This window comes from Nocardia sp. 852002-51101_SCH5132738, assembly GCF_001665695.1.
Classification (GTDB): Bacteria; Actinomycetota; Actinomycetes; order Mycobacteriales; family Mycobacteriaceae; genus Nocardia; species Nocardia nova.
On the sequence record NZ_LZML01000157.1, the window covers coordinates 119,546 to 142,054 of the forward strand.

The following is a 22,509-nucleotide window of genomic DNA, read 5'->3' on the forward strand; positions in this document are numbered from 1 at the left end:
GTGATCACACCGTCAGCCGCAGCGCCTCCGGCCGTTCCACTTCCTCCAGCAGTTTCGCCGCGATATTGTCCAGCGCGCGATCGAAGAGTGCGCGATCGTCCGGGTCGGCGCAATCCCAATCGTCGAGATAGCGGCACAGCCATCTGCGCCAAGCGGCGAGAATGCGGTCGTACTCGGCCTGGCCACTCGCGGTCAGATCCATTCGGTCGCCGTCGAATTCGATGTAGCCGGATCGCACTGCCTTGTCGTACACCGGTTCCAGCACTTCCGGCGGCATCCAGTGCGCTCGCGCCACCGCCGCGAGCTCGGCCGAACCGCGGGCGCGCTGCAACATCTTCACCTGCCCGATGGCCCAGGCCTGATCCCGGCCGAGCGGACTGTCCACGGCCGCCAGGATCTGCGGATCGGGCAACTCGTCGTCGCGCAGTCTGCGCAGCACGTTCGCCAGCGAATGCTCCAGGCGGACAATACGATCCGGAGAATCGGGCACCGAGAAACCGCCGCCCACATCGGCCGCCTCCGCGCGGACGCTGTCGCGCAACGGAACCTGCTTCAGGAACCACGCCACGACGAAACCGACCACGGCCACCGGCACCACCCAGCGGAAGACGTAATCGATGGTGTCGGCATAGGCGTCGATGATCGGGATCGCCTGGGCGTACGGAAGCTGGTGCAACAGTTGCGGACTCTGCGCCACCGCGGGCGGCACCCCGGGCACCTCGGTGAGCGCCTGGCGCAGATTCGGTTCCAGCTGATTGCTGTAGAGCGTGCCGAAGATCGCGGTGCCGAAGGTCGACCCGACGGTCCGGAAGAAGGTGACACCCGAGGTGGCGGTGCCCAGGTCCTGGTACGGGACGGTGTTCTGCACGACGATCGTCAGCACCTGCATCGCCAGGCCGATGCCCAGACCGAGGATCAGCATGTACAGCGATTGCAGCCAGAATCCGGTGGTCCGGCCCATGGTCGACATCAGATACAGCCCCACCGCCATGACCGCGGTGCCCGCGACCGGGAAGTATTTGTAGTAGCCGGTCCGGCCCACCACCTGGCCGGAGATGATCGAGGTGGTGAACAGGCCCACCACCAACGGCAGGGTGCGCAGTCCGGACGCGGTGGCCGAGACACCGTTGACGTATTGCAGATAGGCCGGCAGATAGGTCATCGCGCCGAGCATCGCGAAGCCGACGATGAAGCTGAGGATCGAGCAGACGGTGAAGACATTGCTGCGGAACAGATGCATCGGCAGCATCGGCTCGGCCGCGCGGGTCTCGACGAAGACGAACGCTGTCAGCAGGACCACCGCGGCCGCGAACAGTCCGATGATGGTCGCCGAACCCCACGGATACTCCTGGCCGCCCCATTCCAGTCCGAGAATCAGACAGCTGACGCCGATCGCGACCAGTGCGATGCCGGCGTAGTCGACCACCGGCCGCACCGCGGCGCGGATCGACGGAATCGCCCGTGCCGCAACGGCGATCATCAGAATCGCCAGCGGCACGTTCACGTAGAAGCACCAGCGCCAGCTGGCATGGTCGGTGAACAGCCCGCCCAGCGTAGGGCCGACCACGGTGGTGATGCCGAAGACCGCGCCCAGCGCACCCTGATATTTGCCCCGGTCACGCAGCGGGATCACATCGGCGATCAGCGCCATCGAGGTCACCATCAGCCCGCCCGCGCCGACTCCCTGGATGCCGCGCGCGACGATGAGCAGCGTCATGCCGTGAGCGAGCCCCGCCACCATCGACCCGATGATGAAGATCAGTCCGCTGAGCTGGAAGATCAGTTTGCGGCCGAACAGGTCGCCGAATTTTCCCGCCAGCGCGGTGGCGACGGCCTCGGCCAGCAGATACGCCGTCACGACCCAGGCCATATGCCCGGCGCCACCCAGGTCGGCGACGATGGTCGGCAACGCGGTCGACACGATGGTCTGGTCGAGCGCGGCCATCAACATCCCCAGCACGACGGTGGCGAAGACGGCGTTGACGCGGGTATGGCTCACGGGTGCGGGCGATTCGGCGACTGCGGCGACACCGGACATTAGCTCAGTATGTGCCCTTGTCCCGATTCGATCGGCGTAACACGGCAATACGCCGGCTTGCTTCCCTCACCCGCAAATCTTCGGCATTCATATCGCCCATGCCGGAGCGATGGTCGATACCCTGACGACACGGCGACCGAACCCTACCGCCGGAACTTACTCTGGAGTAAGGTCACGCGGTGAGGATGCGACGAGGCTCCTACTCCCAAACGTAAACAGTGAGGTCTCACCATGGCGTGGAATCCCAGCGAGATCCCGGCGCAGCACGGACGCACGTTCGTGATCACCGGAGCCAACGGCGGTATCGGCAAGCACACCACCCGAGCACTGGCCGCCAAGGGGGCGACCGTGATCATGGCCTGCCGCAACACCACGACAGCACAGCAGGTCGCCGACGGTATCGAGGGTGATGTCCGAGTTTCCGCACTGGATCTGGCCGATCTCGCCTCGATTCGCGAATTCGCCGAGCGCACCGGGGAATTCGATGTGCTGATCAACAACGCAGGACTGATGAACATCCCCTTCTCGCGGACCGAGGACGGCTTCGAAACCCAGTGGGGGGTCAACCATCTCGGTCACTTCGCGCTGACCGGACTGCTGCTGGACCGTATCGGCGACCGGGTGGTCACTCTCGCCAGCATCGCGCACCGGCAGACGCCGAAGCTGTGGATCGACGACCTCAACTACGAGAACCGCCGCTACCAGCGCAACCTCGCCTACGCACAGTCGAAGTTGTCGAATCTGATGTTCGCGCGCGAACTGCAACGACGCCTGGCCGAGTCCGGATCCGCCAAGCGGTCCTATGCCGTCCACCCCGGCGTCTCGCCCACCGATCTGTTCACCCGGACCGAGACCCCGCTCGACAAGGTCGCCAAGCCCTTCATCGCATTGGCCGGGCACTCCCCGCGCAAGGCGGCGGAGTCGAGCCTCTACGCGGCCACCGTGCCGGACGCCGATCCGAACACCTACTGGGGACCGACGCTGCTGTTCGGTTCCCGCGGTCCGGTGCGGCCGTCACCGTCGAGCGGGCTGTCGAAGAACACCGATCTGCAGCGGCGGCTGTGGGAGGAATCCGAGCGGCTGACCGGCGTGACCTACAAATTCTGACCAGCGCCGATCGCCGGGCACCTCACACTACGGCCCGTGTAGTAGACCGGGTACCGTGGTAGGCGTGTCCGCTCCACATCGTCGCCCGGCCCTGATCATCCTGGTGGTCGTGGCCGCGCTGGCGTGCCTGGGGTTGGGCTGGTGGCAGTGGGGACGGTTCGAATCCTCGTCCGGAACCGCGCAGAACCTCGGTTACGCGCTGCAGTGGCCGCTGTTCGCCGGATTCGTGGTCTTCGCCTATTTCCGGTTCGTGCGACTCGAACGCGATACCGCCGCCGAGCACACCGAGGCGACGGAACCGGCCGAGGCATCGAGCCCGGCCGACTCCGCGACTCCGGCTCGGCGGAAGACCAAACGGGCTGCGCCGCGCGAGATCCCGGCCGGCATCCTGCCCGAACGGCCGACCGCCGCCCGCGACGACGACCCGGTGCTGGCCGAATACAACAAATACCTTGCCGATCTGCACGCACAGGATGTGCGCGAGCGGATGCACGCCGTGGGGCTCGACGGCCCCGACATCGAGAGGAGAGCCGGTTGAGCGCCGACCGCCCCACCACCCCGGCCGCCACCACCACACCGGCACCGGCCGGCACGCCCGCCCCCACGGCCCGCGACACCGGCCGCATCCGGTCGGCGCTGACCCGCTACCGCGTGCTCGCCTACATCACCGGTGTCTGGCTGCTGCTGTTGTGCGCGGAGATGGTGTACAAGTACCTGCTGCTCGACGACAGCAGCAAGGCGCCGCACTGGCTTTTCTACATCGGCCAGATCCACGGCATCTTCTACATGCTGTACCTGGTGTTCACCATCGACCTGGGCATCAAGACGCGCTGGAAGCCGCTGACGTTGGTGATCACCGCGCTCGCCGGAACCATCCCGTTCCTGTCCTTCGTCTGCGAGCACTACCGCACCCGCCAGGTCCGAGCCGAGTTCTTGAGCTGAGCCGCTCGGTCGCGCTCAGGACTCGGCGAGTTCGGCCAGTGCCGGAAGCAGGGCGCGCAGGGCTCGGCCGCGGTGGGAGGCGGCGTCCTTGTCCGCCGGAGTGAGCTGGGCCGCCGAGACCGACCCGCCGGCCGGGACGAACAAGGGGTCGTAGCCGAAACCGCCGTCGCCGACCGGCTTTCGCGCGATCTTGCCCGGCCATTGGCCGAGGGTGACGACCTCACGGCCGTCGGCGACCAGGGCGCAGGCCGAGACGAAGCGGGCGCCGCGGCGTTCGTCGGGGACGTCTCCCAGCTGGGCGAGCAGCAGCTCGTTGTTGGCCGCGTCGTCGCCGTGGCGGCCCGCCCAGCGCGCGGACAGCACGCCCGGCATACCGTTGAGAGCGTCGACCGCGAGGCCGGAATCGTCTGCCACACAAGGCAATCCGGTGGCCGTCGCACCGTCGCGAGCCTTGGCGAGAGCATTTTCCTCGAAGGTCGCACCCGTTTCGGGGGCCTCCGGGAACGGCGGCACCTCGTCCAGGCCGATGATCTCCAGACCCGCGACGCCCGCCTCGGCGAGGATGCGGCGCAATTCGCCGAGCTTCTTCGCGTTGCGACTGGCCACCAGTACCCGGCGCGCCATTACTTCCTCTTCTCGCCCGGCTCGGGCAGATGTCCCGGATACGGCAGCGCGAGCGCCTGCTTCTGGACCTCGAACAGCTGCTCACAGCCGGCCAGCGCGGAATCCAGCAGCTTGTCCAGGGTCGAGCGGGGGAAGGTGGCGCCCTCGCCGGTGCCCTGGATCTCGACCAGGGTGCCGGTGTCGGTGGCGACCACGTTCATATCGACCTCGGCGCGCGAATCCTCCTCGTAGGGCAGGTCCAGGCGCACCCGCCCGTCCACCACACCGACGCTGACCGCGGCGATCATGCACGAGATCGGCTGCGGATCGGCCAGGCGGCCGGCGGCTCCGAGGTAGGTGATCGCATCCGCCAGCGCCACGTAAGCGCCGGTGATCGCCGCGGTGCGGGTGCCGCCGTCGGCCTGCAGGACATCGCAGTCGAGGGCGATGGTGTTCTCGCCGATCGCGGCCAGGTCGATGCACGCCCGCAGCGACCGGCCGACCAGACGGCTGATCTCCTGGGTGCGCCCGCCGACCTTGCCCTTCACCGATTCGCGCCCGCTGCGGGTGTGAGTGGCGGCCGGCAGCATCGCGTATTCGGCTGTGAGCCAGCCCAATCCGGAGTCGCGCCGCCACGGGGGCACGCCCTCGGTGACGCTCGCGGTGCACATCACCCGCGTCTGACCGAATTCGACCAGTACCGAACCCGCCGGATGCGTGGTGAATCCCCGGGTAATCCTTACCTCGCGGAGTTCGTCGTCCGCTCTGCCATCGGCTCGTCTAGACACCACGCCAGCCTAAGGGATGGGTACGACGCCCCTCCCCCGGCGGGGCACCAACATCTCCACCCGGCGGGGTCGGCGCTCAGATGTCGATGACCTCGCCCGGCGAGACCGCGTGCACGGGCCCGCTGAACTGCTCCTTGGCCTCGGCGATGACGTCCTCGCGCGAGGTCCACGGCGGAATGTGGGTGAGCAGCAGTTCGCCGACACCCGCACGGTCGGCGATCATTCCGGCCTCGGTGCCCGAAAGGTGAATCCCCGGTGGGCGATTGGCCGGATCGTGCGTCCACGAGGCTTCCGACAGCAGGATGTCGGCACCCTCCGCGAGTTCGAAAACGGCGGGGCACAAGGCGGTGTCACCCGTGTAGACCAGGGTGCGGCCGGTGGCGGTGGTGATGCGCAGGCCGTAGGACTCCGGCGGGTGGTACATCCGGCGAGCGACCACCGTGTGGCCGGGGCCGAAGCGCACCTCGGCGCCCTCCTCCCAGGGGCGCATATCGATCACGTCGGACCAGTCGTCGCATTCGCCGCCGATCTCGGCCGAGGCGTTGCCGATTCGCAGCGCCGAATCCGAGGGGCCCTGCACGATGGCCTTCCCGGTCGGCGGGTTCGGGTGATACCGCCGCCACACCAGCAATCCGGGCAGGTCCAGGCAGTGATCGGCGTGCAGGTGGGTGAGGAAGATGTCGACCTCGCCGGGATCCAGGTGGCGCTGCAACGCACCCAGCACGCCGGGACCGAAATCGATCACGGTGGGGGTCATATCCGGACCGGTCAGCAAATAGCCCGACGCAGGGGAATCCGGGCCGGACACACTGCCCGAACACCCGAGGACGGTGAGGCGCATTCCCCCATGCTGCCACGCTGCATTCTCACTCAACTGGGGATCCCCCAAATCGCCGGCCGGGTTCCGCAGTCACCCCGACGATGCGAGGCGGCCGGCACTCTCCCCGCGACGATGACGACGTTCATTCGATGAGAGTACCCAGCCGGCCAGCAGTCCACCCAACGCACCGAAAAGATGCCCTTGCCAAGAGATTCCGGACTGTCCGGGCAGCACACCCCACAGAATCGAGCCGTAGAGCAGACCCACGACGACGCCCACGAGGATCTGCCACAGGTTGCGGGTGAACAGGCCGCGCGAGATCAGATAGGTGAGCCAGCCGAACACCAGGACCGAGGAGCCGATATGCACCGAACCGCTCGCCCCGGTGAGCCAGGTGCCGATCCCGGCCACGATCCAGACGATGGCGGTGGCGGCCAGACCGCGACCGATCCCGGTGAGCAACGTCAGCAGTCCGAGCACGATCACCGGCAGAGTGTTGCCGATCAGATGCGCCCAATTCGCGTGCAGGACGGGGGCGAAGACGATGCCCTCCAGACCCGCGGCCGTCCGGGGCCGCACCCCCGCACCGTCGAGGTCGTGGTTCGAGACGGTGTCGACCCCCTCGACCGCGTACAGCAGCGCCACGAAGCTGAGGGTCATCGCAATCGCCCGCTGCCACAACAACTTCAGCGCGGCGGTGCGTCCGGCCTCGGATGCCGGCGTGGCGGGAACGGGCCGCGGCGAGGGAGATTGCGAACCGGGCGGTACGGAACCGGCGGGTTTTCCCGCGGACTTCTGCAGTTCGGCCCGCAGCGCGGCAATCCGATCCGGGTCGAAGGACGGGCCCATCTGCTCGGCCACCGCCATCACCTCCTCGCGAGACCGGCCGTCCGGTCGCTCGCCCTCAACGGTACCGCTGCGGCGAGGAACCGGACTCGGACCGGCGCTGCGGCCGGTCCACCGGGATTACGCCCAGAGCTGGCCTTCGAGCCGTTCCTCGGCATCCTCGAGCGTGCCGTCGTACGCGCCGGTCGACAGGTACTTCCAACCACCGTCGGCCACCACGAACGCGATATCGGCCCGCTTGCCCGCGCGCAACGCCTTGTTGCCCACACCGAGGGCGGCGTGCAGGATCGCACCGGTGGAGATGCCGGCGAAGATGCCCTCCTCCAGTACCAGCTCCCGGGTGCGCCGCACCGCGTCGTAGGGCCCGACGGAGAACCGCGAGGTCAGCACCGATTCGTCGTAGAGCTCCGGAATGAAGCCCTCGTCGATGTTGCGCAAGCCGTAGACCAGTTCGCCGTATCGCGGCTCGGCGGCCACGATATCGATCTCCGCGACCTTCTCGCGCAGGTAACGACCGGTTCCCATCAGAGTCCCGGTGGTGCCCAGACCGGCGACGAAGTGGGTGATCTCCGGAAGGTCCGCCAGGATTTCCGGGCCGGTGCCCTGATAGTGCGCGTCGGCATTGGCGGGATTGCCGTACTGGTACAGCATCACCCAGTCGGGATGTTCGGCGGCGATCCGCTTGGCCTTCGCGACGGCCTGGTTGGAACCACCGGCGGCCGGCGAGTCGATGATTTCGGCGCCGAACATGGTCAGCAGCTGCCGCCGCTCGACCGAAGTGTTCTCCGGCATCACACAGACCAGGCGATAGCCCTTGAGCTTGGCTGCCATGGCCAGCGAGATGCCGGTATTGCCACTGGTCGGCTCCAGAATCGTGCAGCCGGGCCGCAGCGTGCCGTCGGCCTCGGCCTGTTCGATCATGCGCAGGGCGGGCCGGTCCTTGATCGACCCGGTCGGGTTGCGGTCCTCGAGTTTGGCCCACAGCCGGACGTGGTCGTCACCGTCCCATTTGGGCGACAGCGTCCGCAGACCCACCAGCGGGGTGTTGCCGAGGGTCTCGATCAGCGATTCGTAGCGTGCCACGGAAATCAGCGGCCGAGCGCGCCGCCGGCGACGGTGCTGTCCAGGCCGCCTCCGGCGACGGCAGGAAGAATGGTCACCGATCCGTTGGCCGGAACCTCGGCCTCCAGCCCACCGGCGAAGCGCACGTCCTCGTCGTCGACGTAGATGTTGACGTAGCGGTTGAGCTTGCCGTCGGACAGCAGGCGCTGTTCGAGTCCGGGGTAGTTGGTCTCGAGGTCACCGATCACCTCGGCGAGGGTGGAACCGGTCGCCTGGACCCGCTTCTCACCTCCGGTGAGGGTGCGCATGATGGTCGGGATGGACACGGTTACCGACATGGGTGCTCCTGTTTCTTCTGGTCGCCTGGTTCGCGGACGCGTCGGGCTCAGGCCCGGGGGTATTCGGTCACGATCTTCACCGGTTCCTCGGTGACCACACCGTCGAGGATCCGGTAGCTGCGCAGTTCGTGCTCGTGCGGGTCGCGGGTGGACACCAGCACGTAGTGGGCGTTCGGCTCGGAGGCGTACGAGATGTCCGTCCGGCTCGGATAGGCCTCCGTGGCGGTGTGCGAGTGGTAGATCACCACCGGCTCCTCGTCGCGGTCGTCCATCTCCCGCCAGACCCGCAGCTGTTCGCCGGAGTCGAATCGATAGAAGGTGGGCGAGCGCTCGGCGTTGATCATCGCCACGAATCGCTCGGGACGGTCGGAGCCCTCGGCGCCGGCGATCACACCGCAGGCCTCGTCGGGATGATCGGCGCGGGCGTGCGCCACCATCGCATCCACGAGATCGGCCCTGATCACCAGCACAGTTCGAATCCTTCCGCTCACCGCACGACGCGCCGGCCCGCGCGGGTCGTATCGCTGCCGTCAACGGCCGAGGATATTCGGCTATTCCCACCCACCGCGCGGCCGGGCCTGATATAGCACGTCGGAGGGCGGCGGAATACCTCGATCGGGGCGGACGCCACTCAGCCGAACAACTCACGGTAGGTCGGAATGCCCGCCACCGGGTTCGCCCGCAGGACCGCGTCCACGATCGCCCGCTCCACACAGACCGCGGCCGCGGTGCACAGTTCGTCGAGCAGCAGCAGATCCGCCGGAAACGCGGGCGGCAGCGCGATATTCGATTCCGCGGTCGCCGTGCCGGTGGCCAGCGCGAACAGAGTGTCACCGTCCAGCGGGGAATGGGCGGGACGGATCGCGCGGGCCAGCCCGTCGTGCGCGGTGACGGCGAGGCGGCGACATCCCGCCGGATCCAGCGCGGCATCGGTGGCCACCACACCGATGGTGGTGTTGAGCACGGTTCCCTTCACCGGCAGGGCATTGGCGCGGGCCAGCGCTTCGGCCGTGGCGGGTGCCAGACCGAAATGCTCCGGTCCGTCGGTACCCACTCCCCACGGCAGACCGGTCCGCGGATCGAATACCGAGCCGACCGGATTGGCTACCACCAGCGCACCGACGGTATGACCGGCGGCCGGGCCCGCGGTGAAATGCACACTGGCCGTGCCGATTCCGCCTTTAAGGGAACCGGCACGCGCGCCGGTACCGGCGCCCACACTGCCGCGCTCGAACACCGCACTCGCCGATTCCGTTGCGCGATAGCCGAATTCCGCGGTCGGCCGGATATCCCACGCCCCCACCGGGAGATCGAAGATCACCGCGCCCGGAACGATCGGCACCACCCGCGAGGGATCGGCCGGATCCATCGGAATGCCCTCGCCGTCCTCCTCCAGCCGGCGCATCACCCCGTCGGCGGCCGCCAGCCCGTAGGCGCTGCCGCCGGTGAGCAGTACCGCATTCACCTGCCGCACCGTCTGTCCGGGATCGAGCAGATCGGTCTCGCGAGTGCCCGGTCCCCCGCCGCGCACGTCGACCGAGGCGGTGGCGCCGCCCGGCACGCGCACCACGGTGCATCCGGTCGCGGCGCCCGAACCCAGCGTCGCGTCCGGATCGAGTTCGTGATGATGGCCGACGAGCACACCAGCGACATCGGTGATCGAATCGCGAGGTCCCGGCACCGAAGTCACATGTCCTCCTGCAGAGGTCGGCATCCGCGCGGCGAGAGCGGAGTCAGGGAGCGAGGGCGTGCAGCAGCGAATCCTGCATCCAGGTGAGCCAGTGGTAGACGTCCAGGTGCGGGGCGCGGGGGTCGTCCGGATCGAGTTGGTCCGGCGTGTCGGGATCTATGCCCAGTGCGGTGCCGAGCGCGAGCCGCACGTCGTTGAGCGCGTTCAGCCAGGCGTCGGCCTGTTCGGGGGTGAGCACGATCTTGCCGCCGCGCTCGGGCAGGGTTTCCAGAACCACCGTGCCGGCGGCGACCTTCGCGTCGATGATCTCGGGTTCGTGCAGGCTGCGCAGAGCGCTGTTGAGATCGGCGCGGTCGGCGTCCGGGGAACCGGGTTCCTTGCGATGGAAGTCGGGCAGCAGCCGCGCCAGCCGCGGGTCCTCCGGCGCAGCGCTGTTGCCGGTGCGAAGTCCGGTCAGCTCCGCGAGATCGTCCTCGGGGGTGGACCGGGCCCGATCGGTGAGCAGTCCGGTTACCGCCCCCACCAGCGAACGCAGAACGTCCGCCTCCCTGGAGTCCATTTCCGACCGCAGCTTGAGCCCGCTCAGCGAGTTCTTCCTGCTCCACTTGCGCACGGGGCTACCGTAGCCGTCGCGGTCACTGGTCACGTTGCATGGTCGCCCAGAGTCCGGCGGCATGCAGACGCTGAACGTCGTGCTCCATCCTGTCCCGGGACCCCGACGACACCACCGCCTTGCCCTCGTTGTGTACCTGCAGCATCAGTTCGGTTGCCTTGGCTTTGCTGTAACCGAACAGCTTTTGGAAGATGTAGGTGACGTAGTGCATCAGGTTCACCGGGTCGTCCCAGACCACCGTGACCCACGGCCGGTCCTCGGCCTCCAGGATCTCGGTGACCTCGACGGTTTCCGGTGTGGCCTGAGCCGCCGACAACTGTCCGGCTACGGCGCATACGCGGCTGCTCCGCCCCGCCCACGACTGCCCCGGCCATGCCGTGTCCTGCGGGCCCGTCGCTCGCGCCGCTGCCTGGTTCGCGCCGACCGGACCGGCGGCGATCCGGACGGCGTCTCTCATGCACAGACCCATACCCTCAGAGTACGACGCGCCTCCGGATAAACAACACCCGCGCCGAGCAGGTCCCGAAGGCCATCCGCGCCGCCGCGCGTCCGGTATGTCTACAGTGGCCGCGTGGACACATCGGCCGCCGCCGCGAGCACCGCCCTGCTGACCGACCAGTACGAGCTGACCATGCTCGCGGCCGCCCTGGCCGACGGTTCGGGCCAGCGGCAATGCACCTTCGAGGTATTCGCTCGCCGGTTGCCACACGGCCGCCGATACGGCGTCGTCGCGGGTACCGACCGGTTGCTCACCGCGTTGCGGGACTTCCGTTTCGGCGAAGCCGAACTCGCTGTGGCAGCGCGATTCCTGGACCCGCGAACCCTGGAATGGCTGCGCGATTTCCGCTTCACCGGCGATATCGACGGCTATCTGGAAGGCGATCTCTACTTCCCCGGCTCGCCGATCCTGTCGGTGCGCGGCAGTTTCGCCGAGTGCGTGGTGCTGGAAACGCTGATCCTGTCGATCCTCAACCACGACAGCGCGATCGCCGCCGCGGCGGCTCGGATGGTCAGCGCGGCCGCGGGACGCCGGATGATCGAGATGGGTTCGCGCCGCACCCACGAACTGGCCGCTCCCGCCTGCGCCCGCGCCGCCTATCTGGCCGGATTCGACGCCACCTCGAATCTGGAGGCGGTGCGGCGCTACGGGATTCCTGGCGCCGGCACCAGCGCTCACGCCTTCACGCTGCTGCACAGCGGCCCGGACGGGCAGCACGAGGCGGCGGCGTTCCGCAGTCAGGTCGACGCGCTGGGCATCGGAACCACACTGCTGGTGGACACCTTCGACATCACCGCCGGGGTGGCCCGGGCCATCGAGGTGGCCGGGCCCGAATTGGGCGGCGTGCGTATCGATTCCGGCGACCTGGGCGTCTTGGCGCGGCAGGTGCGCGATCAGCTCGACACCCTCGGCGCGAAACACACCCGGATCGTGGTGTCCGGCGATCTGGACGAATACGCGATCGCCGCCCTGCGCGCCGAACCGGTCGACGTCTACGGCGTGGGCACCTCCCTGGTCACCGGGTCGGGCGCGCCGACCGCCGGAATGGTCTACAAGCTGGTGGAAGTCGAGGGCGTACCGGTGGCCAAGCGCAGTAGTCACAAACAGTCGCGAGGCGGTACCAAGCGCGCCGTGCGACTGTCCCGCGACACCGGCACCATCGTCGAGGAGATCGTGTATCCGGCCGCGGCACCCCGACCCACCGGCAACGGGTACGAGGTGCGGGATCTGCTGATTCCGCTCATTCGCAAAGGCGAGCCGGCAGCCGATTCACCGGACCTGGCCGGCAGCCGGGAGTTGGTGGCACGCGGCCTGGTCAGCCTCCCCTGGGAAGGTTTGAAATTGTCCGCGGGCGAACCGGCTGTCGCGACCACATTCCTACAATGAAGGAGAGGCAACCGGCGCGAAACGAGGTGCGGGAGATGGGTAGAGCACTCATCGTCGTCGATGTGCAGAACGACTTCTGCGAGGGCGGCTCCCTCGCGGTCGCGGGCGGCGCCGCGGTGGCCCGGCAGATCAGCGAGTATCTGGTTGCCCGGGGCGACGACTATGCCGCCATCGCCGCCACCCGCGATCTGCACATCGATCCGGGCGGCCACTTCTCCGATCGGCCCGACTTCGTGGACACCTGGCCGCGTCATTGCGCCGCCGGCACCCCGGGTGCGGATTTCCACCCGAACCTGGAGACCACACATTTCGAGGCGGTGTTCTCCAAGGGCGCCTACAGTGCCGCCTATTCCGGCTTCGAAGGGGCGACCGAAGAGGCGGTCGGATTGGCGGAGTGGTTGCGCGCCAAGGGCATCGACGCGGTGGACGTCTGTGGCATCGCCACAGACCACTGTGTCCGCGCCACCGCCGCCGACGCCCGCGCGGCGGGTCTGTCCACGCGGGTTCTGCTCGATCTCACCGCGGCGGTGTCGGCGGAGACGACGCAGATCGCGCTGGATCGTCTGCGTGCGGCTGGTGTCGAGTTGTCCGGACAGGTCCCTTTGCTGAACTGAACTGAGCCTCGCTGAACTGACCCGACCCGCCCCGCGGTCCCGGGCGGACCGGACTTCGGCCCCGCCCGACCTCAGCCGGCCAGGAAGCCGACCAGCGCACCGGCCACCGCCTCGGGGTTCTCGACTTGGGGATAGTGACCCGTCGCGGGCGGTTCGTCCAGCACTTCGAAGCGCGCTCCCGGCAGCCGTTCCCGCAGGCGGGGAAGGAGATGGCCGCCACTGATCGGATCGGCCGGACCCCATACGAAAAGCGTGGGCCCGGAATACGTTTCGAGCGCCTGCTGCCAGCGTTCGGCATTGGCCCGGCGCTCGGCGTGGTAGCGATTGAGCGCCCATTGCACGTGCTTACCGCCGCCGTCGGTCATCGCCAGCCACATCTGATGCAGATCGGCATCGGGGACCGGGCGCCCCAGGATCTTGCGCAGGGTCATCCGGAAGGTCGTCTCCGACATGAGCGGATTCAGTATCTTGCCGATCGGGGTGGTCATCAGATGCTGAATCGGCAAGGGCCGGTACAGGTCCGGGTACAGGCCGCCGTTGAGCCAGGCCATCCGCTGTACCCGCGTACTGTCGCGGGCCAGTAACTCCTGTGCCACGCTGACCCCGTAATCGTGTGCCACGAGCGCGGTGCCGGTGATTCCGAGCCGCTGCCAGAGCTGTTCGACCAGCGTGGCCTGTTCGGTCATCCGGTACTCGTGCCCGCGCGGTTTGTCGCTGGCACCGAAGCCGAGGAAATCCAGAGTCGTTACCCGGCAGCCGGATTCGGTGAGGGCGGGCAGGATCGAGACCCAATCGTGCGAGGACGTCGGATATCCGTGCAGCAGCGTCACCGGCCGCCCGTCGATCGGGCCGTCCTGCCGGTGGAAGATCCGGTGGCCACTCAGTTCCAGGTGCGAACCCCCGGCGATCCAGGTGCGGTAATCCGGCTCCACGCGCGTCTCCTTCCCCGTACCGCACCCCCTGATGCGGATTACCGCCAACCCTACTGGCCGTCCCGGACGCGGCCACCGGATCCGGCGTCACCGCGACGGCCACTGTGGACAACCGCCGGCCTGTGCACAACCTCGCGCGGACGGGAGCGGGCAGGCACGGGCGACCGCCGCCGGTCGGGTCGATTGTCGGCAGGGGGCGCTAGTCTTCCTGGGTGCCCGAACTCCCGCCCGTACCGACCCTGCTGGCGACCGCCGTGGAAGCACTCGGCGGTACGGCGCGTACCGGTCAGCAGACGATGTCGGCCGCGGTCGCGCACTCCATCGACACCAAGGAGCACCTGGCCGTCCAGGCCGGAACCGGCACCGGTAAGTCGCTGGCGTATCTGGTGCCGAGCCTGCGGCACGCGGTGCAGAGCGGACGCACGGTCGTGGTGTCGACGGCCACCATCGCGCTGCAGCGGCAGCTGGTCGACCGCGATCTGCCCCGGTTGGCGCAGGCGCTGGAGAAACCACTGGGCCGGCGCGCCCGGTTCGCGATCCTCAAGGGCCGCAACAACTATCTGTGCCTGCACAAGATCAACAGCGCGATCCCGGACGAACCACCGGAGACCGAACTGTTCGACGCCTTCGCGATCTCCCGGCTCGGGCGCGAGGTGCAGCGACTCAACGAGTGGGCCTCCGATACCGAGACCGGCGACCGGGACGAACTGGTCCCCGGCGTCAGCGACCGGGCATGGCGCCAGGTCAGCGTGTCGGCGCGGGAATGCCTGGGCAAATCGCGCTGTCCCTTCGGCACCGACTGCTTCGCCGAACGCGCTCGCGCGGAATCAGGACAGGCCGATGTGGTGGTCACCAACCACGCGCTGCTGGCCATCGATGCCATCAGCGGCATCCAGGTGCTGCCCGAACACGATGTGGTCGTCATCGACGAGGCGCACGAACTGGTGGACCGGGTCACCGGCGTGGCGACCGCGGAACTGTCCACCGCCACCATCACCGCGGCGGCCAAGCGCTGCACCAAACTCGTCGACGAGGGCGATCTCGACCGGCTCGAGGGTGCGGCGGAGGCTTGGCACGAATTGCTCGAGGATCTGCCGGCGGGCCGCTGGGACGAGTTACCCGCCGGCGGCGATCAGGTTCTGGCGCTGCTGCGCGACGCCGCTTGGACCGTCCGCACCGCCCTCGCACCTCCCGGTTCCGGTGCGCCACAAGGCGATCCGGAGGCCGCTGCGGCCCGCAACATGGCGGTGGCCGCGGTCGAGGAGGTGCACGATACGGCCGTGCGCGCGCTGACGGCGTTCGAGGAACCCGATCCCGCGGCCCGCCGCGATGTGCTGTGGCTGGCGGTGGACGAGGTGCGCGGCGTCGCCCGGCGCACGCTGCACATGGCCCCGCTCTCCGTGGGCGGGTTGCTGCGCAGCCGGTTGTTCGGCACCGCGACGGTCATTCTCACCTCGGCCACGCTGCAGGTCGGCGGATCCTTCGACGGATTGGCCGTCACCTGGGGCCTGCCCCCGCAGACACCCGATCGCGCCGGAACCGACGTCCCGGGCGCCGACCGCGCGGACAAGGGCATCCGCCGCATCGACCCGGCCATGGCCAACGGGGCCGAAGCGCCCGCCGACACGTCGGCCATGCGCTGGAATTCGCTGGATGTAGGCTCACCCTTCGATCACGCCAAATCCGGCATCCTCTACGTCGCCGAACATCTCCCGGCCCCCGGCCGCGACGGCCTGGCCCCGTCCTATCTGGACGAGATCGAGCGGCTGATCGAGGCGGCCGGCGGGCGCACGCTGGGGCTGTTCTCCTCGATGCGGGCCGCCAAGGCCGCCAGCGAGATCCTGCGCGAACGCCTGGACACGCCGATCCTGTGCCAGGGCGAGGACGCCACCGGCACGCTGGTCCGCCGCTTCGCCGAAGATCCCGCGACCTCGCTGTTCGGCACGCTCTCGCTGTGGCAGGGCGTGGACGTTCCGGGACCGTCGCTGAGCCTGGTCATTCTCGACCGGATTCCCTTTCCCCGGCCCGACGATCCACTGCTGGTCGCCCGGCAGCAGGCCGTCCAGGCGCGCGGCGGCAACGGCTTCCTGACCATCGCGGCCAACCACGCCGCCCTGCTGCTGGCTCAGGGCACCGGACGGCTGCTGCGCAGCGTGCACGATCGCGGCGTGGTGGCGATTCTGGATTCCCGGCTGGTGACCGCCCGGTACGGCGGATATCTGCGCGCCTCGTTGCCGCCGTACTGGGAGACCTCCGATCCCGAGGTCGTCACCAAGGCGCTGCGGCGGCTGACCGCCACAGCCGCCGATCTGACCGCCGCCGCCGAAAAATGAACCGAACCGTTATGTGACACCACCCACATTGGCTGGGAACCTACTTCTATCCGGAAGTAAGTTGGCGGGCGATACTTCCGGTGCACCCCCAATTCCACATCGGAGTATCCGAGGTCCCCGCGTCGCGAACCCTGCACGCGACGTGGGGACACTCATATCGCCCGGCTCGCGAAACTACTTCACCAACAAGGTGATCACCGCGGCCACCACACCGATCACGACCGCGCCGACTCCCCAGACGATGCCGTGCCGCTGCCACGGCCGCCCGTGGTCGACCGAGAACCGGCCCGGGCCGGTGAAGCCCAGTGCCACCGCGACCACCGCGAACAACAGGGCGGATTCGTATCCGGCGAGCCCGTGCGGCCAGGTCACATGCATCGCATTGATCATGGTGCCGAGCACGATCGCGGCCGCCAGGGGTGTCACCAGCCCGAGGAACAGCAGTCCGCCGCCGACGGCCTCACACAGCCCGGCCAGGGTGGCGAAGAATTTCCCGGGGTCGTAACCCATCTGCTGGAATCCGTCGGCGGTCGCGGACAGGCCGTAACCGTTGAACCAGCCGAAGAGTTTCTGGGTGCCGTGCACGAACAGCAGTCCGCCGAAGACCAGCCGCAGCAGTAGGAGGCCGATATCGGCGGCGACGGGATCGGCGACCGTCCGGAATTCCAGCGAGCGGGCGGTCCGGGTTTCGGTGTTGGCGGTCATGATCGCGGAGTCCTCATCTCGTTAGTTGGCGAAAGCAAAACGGACTGCGGTCCGATTGATAACACGGTCACCAACCGAACCCGGTTCACGGAGTTGTTCCGTGCGGTTCGTTCCGTCCGGCTTGCTCATAGGACGAGGAATCCCCGCCGAACTCATCGGCGGCCGCCGAGCGGTCTACTCGGCGAGGAAGAAGAAGTACGCGAGGAAGACCGCCATCAGCACCCACATGACCGGGTGCACCTCCCGCCCGCGCCGCCGCGCGACCATGACGACGGGATAGAAGGTCAGCCCCATCGCGATTCCGTTGGCGATCGAGTAGGTCAGCGGCATCATGATCACGGTGATGAACGCCGGAATCGCGAATTCGAGCTTGCTCCAATCGATGTCGCCGAGCGCGCGCGACATCAGCACACCCACCACGATCAGCGCCGGCGCGGTCACGGCGGGAACGTCGGCCACCACCGCGAAGATCGGGAAGAAGAACATGGCGGCCAGGAACCACCCCGCGGTCGACACCGCGGTGAGCCCGGTACGCCCGCCCGCACTGACGCCGGCCGTGGATTCGACATAGGCGGTGGTCGTCGAGGTGCCGATGATCGCCCCCGCGGCGGTACCGATCGAATCGGCGGCCAGCGCCTGCGCGGCGCGCGGCAGTTTCCCGTCGGGCCCGAGCAGCCCGGCCTGGTTGGCGATTCCGATCAGCGTGCCCGAGGCGTCGAAGAAGTCGACGAACAGCATGGTCAGCACGACGATCGCCATCTGGCCGGTGAAGGCGTGCGGCAGATTCACGATGGCCTGGCCGAAGGTCTGGTCCAGCCCGTGCGGCAGCGCCACCACCTGATGCGGCAGATGCACCAGCCCGCTGACGATGCCGACGACCGTCGTGCAGACGATGCCGTACAGCACCGCGCCGTGCCAGCCCAGCACCAGGAAGACCACCGTCACCAGCAGTCCGAACAGGGCCAGCAGCGTGGTCCCCTTGGTGAAATCACCCAGGTGTACGAAGGTCGCCGGATCCGAGACCACGATCCCGGCGTTCTTGAAGCCGAGGAACGCGACGAACATGCCGATCCCCGCGCCGACGGCAAGTTTCAGCTGCAGCGGAATCGCGTCGATGATCTTCTCGCGGATCTTGGTCACAGCGAGGACGAAGAAGATGATGCCCGACAACAGCGTGCCCGACAGCGCAACCTGCCAGTCGATCCCCATCCCCAGCACGACCGAATACGCGAAGAAGGCGTTGAGCCCCATCCCGGGCGCCAGCGCGATCGGATAGCGCGCCCACACCCCCATCACGAGCGTGCCCACCACCGCGGCCACCGCGGTCGCGGTGAACACCGCCTGGGTCGGAATGCCGCGCGATCCGAGTTGACCGTGGTCGCCGAGAACCGCCGGGTTGACCGCGAGCACATAGGACATCGCCAGGAAGGTGACGGTGCCGGCCATCAGCTCGCGCTTCATGGTCGATCCGAGCCTCGCGATTCCGAAGTAGGAATCGAGGCGTCCCTTGGACCGTGACAGGACGTCGACACTGCTCATGTACTGCTCTCCACCCTCGCCCCGGACCTATCGGACTGCCGAGGGCACCGTATCGGTCCCGGACCGGTCGATGCCATTCAGATCGGCGAACATGCGGCAAATCACGTTCCCCGATATCCGCGCTGACCAGACGTTCTACGGCCGCGCCGCGGCGACCAATCCGAGTTCCGCCGGGCCCGACAGCAAACGGTGTCTGGGCAGCACGCGGACGGTATACCCGACGGCACCCGAATGCGGCACCGGCGTGGTGACCGCGAACTGCTCGGTGCCGGCATCCGTGGCGATGTGGTCCATGTCTACGACCTCGGTATCGGTCAGCTCGTCGTCGGAACCGACCCGGCCCAATACCGCCTGCACCACCACGTCGCCGACGGACAGCCCGGCGAGATCGATGCGGGCCCGCAGCGACAGTTCCGCACCGATCACCGGAATATCGGGCAGGCCGGAGCTGTCGACCTGCAGGACCTTCACCTGCGACCACGCCCCCTCGAGGCGGCGGCGGTAGTCGGCCAGCTCCCGCGCCCCGGCGAAGTCGTCGGCCGCGACCGCGGCGTACGACGCGGCGGCCGGAAGGTAGTAGCCGGTGGTGTAGTCGCGGACCATGCGCGAGGCGAGCACCTTCGGGCCAAGGGTGCGCAGCGTGTGGCGCACCATTTCCATCCAGCGCACCGGCAGGCCGGAGTCGTCGCGCTCGTAGAACCGCGGCAGCACCGAGCGCTGCAGCATCTCGTACAGCGCGGCCGCCTCCAGATCGTCGCGCCGATGTTCGTCGCGGACGCCGTCGGCGGTCGGGATGGCCCAGCCGTTGTCGCCGTCGTACATTTCGTCCCACCAGCCGTCGCGGATGGAGAGATTGAGGCCGCCGTTGAGTGCGGCCTTCATCCCGGAGGTCCCACAGGCTTCCAGCGGACGCAGCGGATTGTTCAACCACACATCGCAACCCCAGTAGAGGTAGCGGGCCATCGACATGTCGTAGTCGGGCAGGAACACGATGCGGTGCCGCACCGCCGGATCGTCGGCGAACCGCACCACCTGCTGGATCAGTGCCTTACCCCCGTCGTCGGCGGGATGGCTCTTACCCGCGACCACCAGTTGCAGCGGCCGCTCCGGATCGAGCAACAGCGCGCGCAGCCGGTCCGGATCGCGCAGCATCAGCGTGAGCCGCTTGTAGGTGGGCACGCGCCGGGCGAATCCGACGGTCAGCACCCCGGAATCGAAAACCTCGTCCACCCAGCCCAATTCGGCCGGGGCCGCGCCGCGTTCGAGCCAGGAATCCCGCAGCCGGCGACGCACCTCGGCGACCAGCACCGCACGCAGCGCCGCCCGGGTCTCCCACAGCTCGCGCAGATCCACCGACCGCAGCTGTTCCCAGCCGCGCGCCTCGGCCACGAGCTCCGGCCCGACGAGATCGCGCGCCTTGTCTATCCATTCGCGAGCCGCCCAGGTCGGGGCGTGCACCCCGTTGGTCACCGAACCGATCGGCACCTCGGCCGCGTCGAATCCGGGCCACAGCGGCGCGAACATGTCGCGGCTGACCTCGCCGTGCAAGCGCGAAACACCGTTGGCGCGCTGGGCGAGTCGCAAACCGAGGTGGGCCATGTTGAACACCGAAGGATCGGCCTCACGTCCCAGCGCCAGGATCCGGTCCACCGAAATTCCCGGCAGCAGTGGCGATTCCCGTTCCCCGTGGGCGCCGCCGAAGTAGCGGCGGACCAGCCCGGCGGCGAACCGGTCGATACCGGCGGGCACCGGAGTATGCGTGGTGAAGACGGTCGCGGCCCGCACCGCGGCGAGCGCGGAGTCGAAATCCATTTCGCCCGACATATATTCGCGGATCCGCTCGATCCCGAGAAATCCAGCGTGGCCCTCGTTCATATGCCACACGTCCGGATCCGGCAGACCGCGCGCCCGGGTATAGGCGCGGATCGCGCGCACGCCGCCGATGCCGGCCAGAATCTCCTGTTTGATGCGGTGGTCCTGATCGCCACCGTAGAGCCGATCGGTCACCGCCCGCAGTTCCGGATCGTTGTCGCTGATATCGGAATCGAGCAGCAGCAACGGAATTCGCCCCACCTGCGCGATCCACACCCGGGCGCGCAGCACCCGGCCCTCGGGCATGGGCACGTGGACGAGCACCGGGGCGCCCTCCTCGGCCAGCAGTCGCAGCGGCAGGCCTTGCGGATCGAGGTCGGGATAGCGCTCGGCCTGCCAGCCGTCGGCGGTGAGCGACTGCCGGAAATAGCCCGACCGATACAGCAGGCCGACGCCGATCAGCGGCAATCCCAGATCCGAGGCCGCCTTGAGATGGTCACCGGCCAGAATTCCCAGCCCGCCCGAGTAATTCGGCAGCACCTCGGTCACACCGAATTCCATGGAGAAGTAGGCGATACCGCGCGGCGCCGGGGTTTGCGGTTGCGCGGCGTTATGTTCGGCGAACCAGCTGGGTCTGGTCAGATAGTCCCGCAGGTCGGCCTCGGCGGCGTCGACGGCCGCCTGATAATCGGGGTCCGCGGCCCACTCGTCGAGCCGCTCCGCGTCCACCTCGCCGAGCATCCGCACCGGATCGCGGCCGACCCGCGCCCACAACTCGGGATCCAGCTGCGCGAACACATCCTGAGTAGGCCCGTGCCACGACCACCGCAGATTGGCGGCCAGCTCACCGAGGGCGGCCAACCGCTGTGGCAGATGGGCACGAACGGTGAAACGACGCAATGCCTTCACCGGGTAGACCCTACACGGCGGTATCGGGCCGCACCCCGCACGCCGAGACCGGGCCAGCGCGCTGACCTGCTGCGAAAGGTGTTATCCCCGCAGCGTCCGAGCGAGCAGGGCCAGCAGTTCGCGCCGGTGCCGCGCATCGGCTTCGCGGTCGTAGGCCGCGGTGTCGGTCTGGGTGTAACCGTGGTGTGCGCCGGGGTAGACCTCGGTGCGGTAGCGCACTCCGGCCGCGGCCAGCGCCTTGTCGAACGTCTCGATCTGGTCGGGCGTCAGCGAGCGGTCCTGGTCGGCATGGCCGAAATACATTTCCGCCGTGGCACTCTCGACGGCGAGATGCGGGCTGTCGGGGCCGTCGACGACCAATCCCCCGGTGTGGAATCCGGCCGCGGCCGCGATTCGGTCACCGAACGCGCCGGCCGTGTACACCGTCAACCGGCCGCCCATGCAGTAGCCGGCGGTGGCCATCGGCCCGCCGGCCGTGTGCTCGAACGCCGTGAGCCAGTCCAGATAGGCACCGGCGTCGCGGACCACGAGATCGCGGGTGAGTTCCCGCAGCATCGGGACGATCGTGGCGAACAGGTCCGGACGCTGCTGCGGGTCGATGAAATCCGGCAGCTCGACCAGCGGCGCCCGGCCGTGCCGGTAGAAGACGTTGGGCACCAGCACCGTGTATCCGGCCGCGGCGACATCGTCGGCCAGCGCGCGCAGGCTCGGACGCAGTCCGAACGCGTCCATGTACAGCAACACACCGGGGTACTTCCCGCCCGCCGCGGGATAGGTGACGTACGCGTCGGCGACACCGTCGGGCGTCGCGATCTCCACGGCCTGCCCCTGCCCCGCTGTCATGCGCAATTCCCTTTCTCTCGGCTCTCTCGGCGAATTCGTTCGTGCCGGTAGTGCGCACCGGCGTCCACAGAAACGGAACCAACGCCCCGG

General features: G+C 68.3%; 22 protein-coding genes. 6 read left to right on the forward strand and 16 right to left on the reverse strand.

Annotation, left to right across the window (positions count from 1 at the left end; translation table 11 throughout):
- Window positions 1-4 precede the first annotated feature (4 nt).
- A complete protein-coding gene (locus tag A5789_RS24180) occupies window positions 5-2,038 on the reverse strand; it encodes an MDR family MFS transporter (protein WP_064906768.1) in 2,034 nt (677 codons plus the stop codon).
- Between the two features lie 231 nt (window positions 2,039-2,269).
- On the opposite strand from A5789_RS24180, the gene A5789_RS24185 reads away from it, so the two are divergent.
- From A5789_RS24185 to A5789_RS24195, 3 genes are all read left to right on the forward strand, one after another.
- Window positions 2,270-3,145, forward strand: a complete 876-nt coding sequence (locus tag A5789_RS24185) for an oxidoreductase (protein ID WP_063012207.1) — start codon at window positions 2,270-2,272, stop codon at window positions 3,143-3,145.
- A 64-nt stretch (window positions 3,146-3,209) separates the two neighbouring features.
- Window positions 3,210-3,683, forward strand: coding sequence for a hypothetical protein (locus A5789_RS24190; protein WP_063012209.1), 474 nt, complete (start codon window positions 3,210-3,212; stop codon window positions 3,681-3,683).
- Complete coding sequence (locus tag A5789_RS24195) at window positions 3,680-4,087, forward strand: DUF3817 domain-containing protein (RefSeq protein WP_064909584.1); 408 nt, start codon at window positions 3,680-3,682, stop codon at window positions 4,085-4,087. Before A5789_RS24190 ends, A5789_RS24195 begins: the two co-directional genes overlap by 4 nt.
- Window positions 4,088-4,102: 15 nt before the next feature.
- Here the strand turns inward: A5789_RS24195 and A5789_RS24200 are convergent, their stop codons facing one another.
- The 10 genes from A5789_RS24200 to clpS all read right to left on the reverse strand — a co-directional run bounded on the left by A5789_RS24200 (window position 4,103) and on the right by clpS (window position 11,304).
- Window positions 4,103-4,711, reverse strand: coding sequence for a non-canonical purine NTP pyrophosphatase (locus tag A5789_RS24200; protein WP_064907088.1), 609 nt, complete (start codon window positions 4,709-4,711; stop codon window positions 4,103-4,105).
- Window positions 4,711-5,478: a ribonuclease PH gene (gene rph, locus A5789_RS24205; protein WP_030516106.1), complete on the reverse strand. Its 768-nt coding sequence runs from the start codon at window positions 5,476-5,478 to the stop codon at window positions 4,711-4,713. The genes A5789_RS24200 and rph overlap by 1 nt, the downstream gene beginning before the upstream one ends.
- Window positions 5,479-5,554: 76 nt before the next feature.
- Window positions 5,555-6,319 (reverse strand): cyclic nucleotide-degrading phosphodiesterase, encoded by a 765-nt coding sequence (locus A5789_RS24210; RefSeq protein WP_063012215.1) that lies wholly within the window; start codon window positions 6,317-6,319, stop codon window positions 5,555-5,557.
- 69 nt (window positions 6,320-6,388) lie between these two features.
- Window positions 6,389-7,165 (reverse strand): rhomboid family intramembrane serine protease, encoded by a 777-nt coding sequence (locus A5789_RS24215; protein ID WP_082940917.1) that lies wholly within the window; start codon window positions 7,163-7,165, stop codon window positions 6,389-6,391.
- A gap of 99 nt (window positions 7,166-7,264) precedes the next feature.
- Window positions 7,265-8,227, reverse strand: coding sequence for a PLP-dependent cysteine synthase family protein (locus A5789_RS24220; RefSeq protein WP_063012217.1), 963 nt, complete (start codon window positions 8,225-8,227; stop codon window positions 7,265-7,267).
- A 5-nt stretch (window positions 8,228-8,232) separates the two neighbouring features.
- Window positions 8,233-8,544, reverse strand: a complete 312-nt coding sequence (locus A5789_RS24225) for a MoaD/ThiS family protein (protein WP_051756375.1) — start codon at window positions 8,542-8,544, stop codon at window positions 8,233-8,235.
- 47 nt (window positions 8,545-8,591) lie between these two features.
- Entirely contained in the window at window positions 8,592-9,014 is a 423-nt protein-coding gene (locus A5789_RS24230; protein WP_030516111.1) for a Mov34/MPN/PAD-1 family protein, read from the reverse strand.
- Between the two features lie 161 nt (window positions 9,015-9,175).
- Window positions 9,176-10,234 (reverse strand): P1 family peptidase, encoded by a 1,059-nt coding sequence (locus tag A5789_RS24235; protein ID WP_227462670.1) that lies wholly within the window; start codon window positions 10,232-10,234, stop codon window positions 9,176-9,178.
- Between the two features lie 43 nt (window positions 10,235-10,277).
- Window positions 10,278-10,847, reverse strand: coding sequence for a DUF2017 domain-containing protein (locus A5789_RS24240; RefSeq protein WP_064907108.1), 570 nt, complete (start codon window positions 10,845-10,847; stop codon window positions 10,278-10,280).
- 22 nt (window positions 10,848-10,869) lie between these two features.
- The gene (clpS, locus tag A5789_RS24245) at window positions 10,870-11,304 is read right to left on the reverse strand and encodes an ATP-dependent Clp protease adapter ClpS (protein WP_369817606.1); all 435 of its coding nucleotides are present in this window, start codon (window positions 11,302-11,304) and stop codon (window positions 10,870-10,872) included.
- Window positions 11,305-11,418: 114 nt separating this feature from the next.
- On the opposite strand from clpS, the gene A5789_RS24250 reads away from it, so the two are divergent.
- Both A5789_RS24250 and A5789_RS24255 read left to right on the forward strand, forming a co-directional pair.
- Window positions 11,419-12,732 (forward strand): nicotinate phosphoribosyltransferase, encoded by a 1,314-nt coding sequence (locus tag A5789_RS24250; protein WP_064907091.1) that lies wholly within the window; start codon window positions 11,419-11,421, stop codon window positions 12,730-12,732.
- 35 nt (window positions 12,733-12,767) lie between these two features.
- Entirely contained in the window at window positions 12,768-13,346 is a 579-nt protein-coding gene (locus tag A5789_RS24255) for an isochorismatase family protein (protein WP_064907109.1), read from the forward strand.
- Window positions 13,347-13,417: 71 nt separating this feature from the next.
- On the opposite strand, the gene A5789_RS24260 is transcribed toward A5789_RS24255, so the two are convergent.
- Window positions 13,418-14,278, reverse strand: coding sequence for an alpha/beta fold hydrolase (locus tag A5789_RS24260; protein WP_063012225.1), 861 nt, complete (start codon window positions 14,276-14,278; stop codon window positions 13,418-13,420).
- A 212-nt stretch (window positions 14,279-14,490) separates the two neighbouring features.
- On the opposite strand from A5789_RS24260, the gene A5789_RS24265 reads away from it, so the two are divergent.
- On the forward strand, window positions 14,491-16,611 hold the full coding sequence (locus tag A5789_RS24265) for an ATP-dependent DNA helicase (RefSeq protein WP_064907093.1): 2,121 nt from the start codon (window positions 14,491-14,493) through the stop codon (window positions 16,609-16,611).
- A 174-nt stretch (window positions 16,612-16,785) separates the two neighbouring features.
- On the opposite strand, the gene A5789_RS24270 is transcribed toward A5789_RS24265, so the two are convergent.
- From A5789_RS24270 to A5789_RS24285, 4 genes are all read right to left on the reverse strand, one after another.
- Window positions 16,786-17,316 carry a DoxX family protein gene (locus A5789_RS24270; protein ID WP_082856848.1) on the reverse strand — a complete coding sequence of 177 codons (531 nt, stop codon included), beginning with the start codon at window positions 17,314-17,316 and terminating at the stop codon, window positions 16,786-16,788.
- 174 nt (window positions 17,317-17,490) lie between these two features.
- Window positions 17,491-18,855 carry an NCS2 family permease gene (locus A5789_RS24275; RefSeq protein WP_064907095.1) on the reverse strand — a complete coding sequence of 455 codons (1,365 nt, stop codon included), beginning with the start codon at window positions 18,853-18,855 and terminating at the stop codon, window positions 17,491-17,493.
- 135 nt (window positions 18,856-18,990) lie between these two features.
- Entirely contained in the window at window positions 18,991-21,576 is a 2,586-nt protein-coding gene (gene glgP / locus A5789_RS24280) for an alpha-glucan family phosphorylase (protein ID WP_064907097.1), read from the reverse strand.
- Window positions 21,577-21,657: 81 nt separating this feature from the next.
- A complete protein-coding gene (locus A5789_RS24285; RefSeq protein WP_064907099.1) occupies window positions 21,658-22,419 on the reverse strand; it encodes a dienelactone hydrolase family protein in 762 nt (253 codons plus the stop codon).
- Window positions 22,420-22,509: the final 90 nt, after the last annotated feature.

Coding starts and splice junctions, on each gene's coding strand:
- A5789_RS24180 (WP_064906768.1), bottom strand. CDS start 2,038: ATGTCCGGTGTCGCCGCAGTCGCCGAATCGCCCGCACCCGTGAGCCAT.
- A5789_RS24185 (WP_063012207.1), top strand. CDS start 2,270: ATGGCGTGGAATCCCAGCGAGATCCCGGCGCAGCACGGACGCACGTTC.
- A5789_RS24200 (WP_064907088.1), bottom strand. CDS start 4,711: ATGGCGCGCCGGGTACTGGTGGCCAGTCGCAACGCGAAGAAGCTCGGC.
- A5789_RS24210 (WP_063012215.1), bottom strand. CDS start 6,319: ATGCGCCTCACCGTCCTCGGGTGTTCGGGCAGTGTGTCCGGCCCGGAT.
- A5789_RS24215 (WP_082940917.1), bottom strand. CDS start 7,165: ATGGCGGTGGCCGAGCAGATGGGCCCGTCCTTCGACCCGGATCGGATT.
- A5789_RS24225 (WP_051756375.1), bottom strand. CDS start 8,544: ATGTCGGTAACCGTGTCCATCCCGACCATCATGCGCACCCTCACCGGA.
- clpS (WP_369817606.1), bottom strand. CDS start 11,304: ATGAGAGACGCCGTCCGGATCGCCGCCGGTCCGGTCGGCGCGAACCAG.
- A5789_RS24255 (WP_064907109.1), top strand. CDS start 12,768: ATGGGTAGAGCACTCATCGTCGTCGATGTGCAGAACGACTTCTGCGAG.
- A5789_RS24270 (WP_082856848.1), bottom strand. CDS start 17,316: ATGACCGCCAACACCGAAACCCGGACCGCCCGCTCGCTGGAATTCCGG.
- A5789_RS24275 (WP_064907095.1), bottom strand. CDS start 18,855: ATGAGCAGTGTCGACGTCCTGTCACGGTCCAAGGGACGCCTCGATTCC.
- A5789_RS24285 (WP_064907099.1), bottom strand. CDS start 22,419: ATGACAGCGGGGCAGGGGCAGGCCGTGGAGATCGCGACGCCCGACGGT.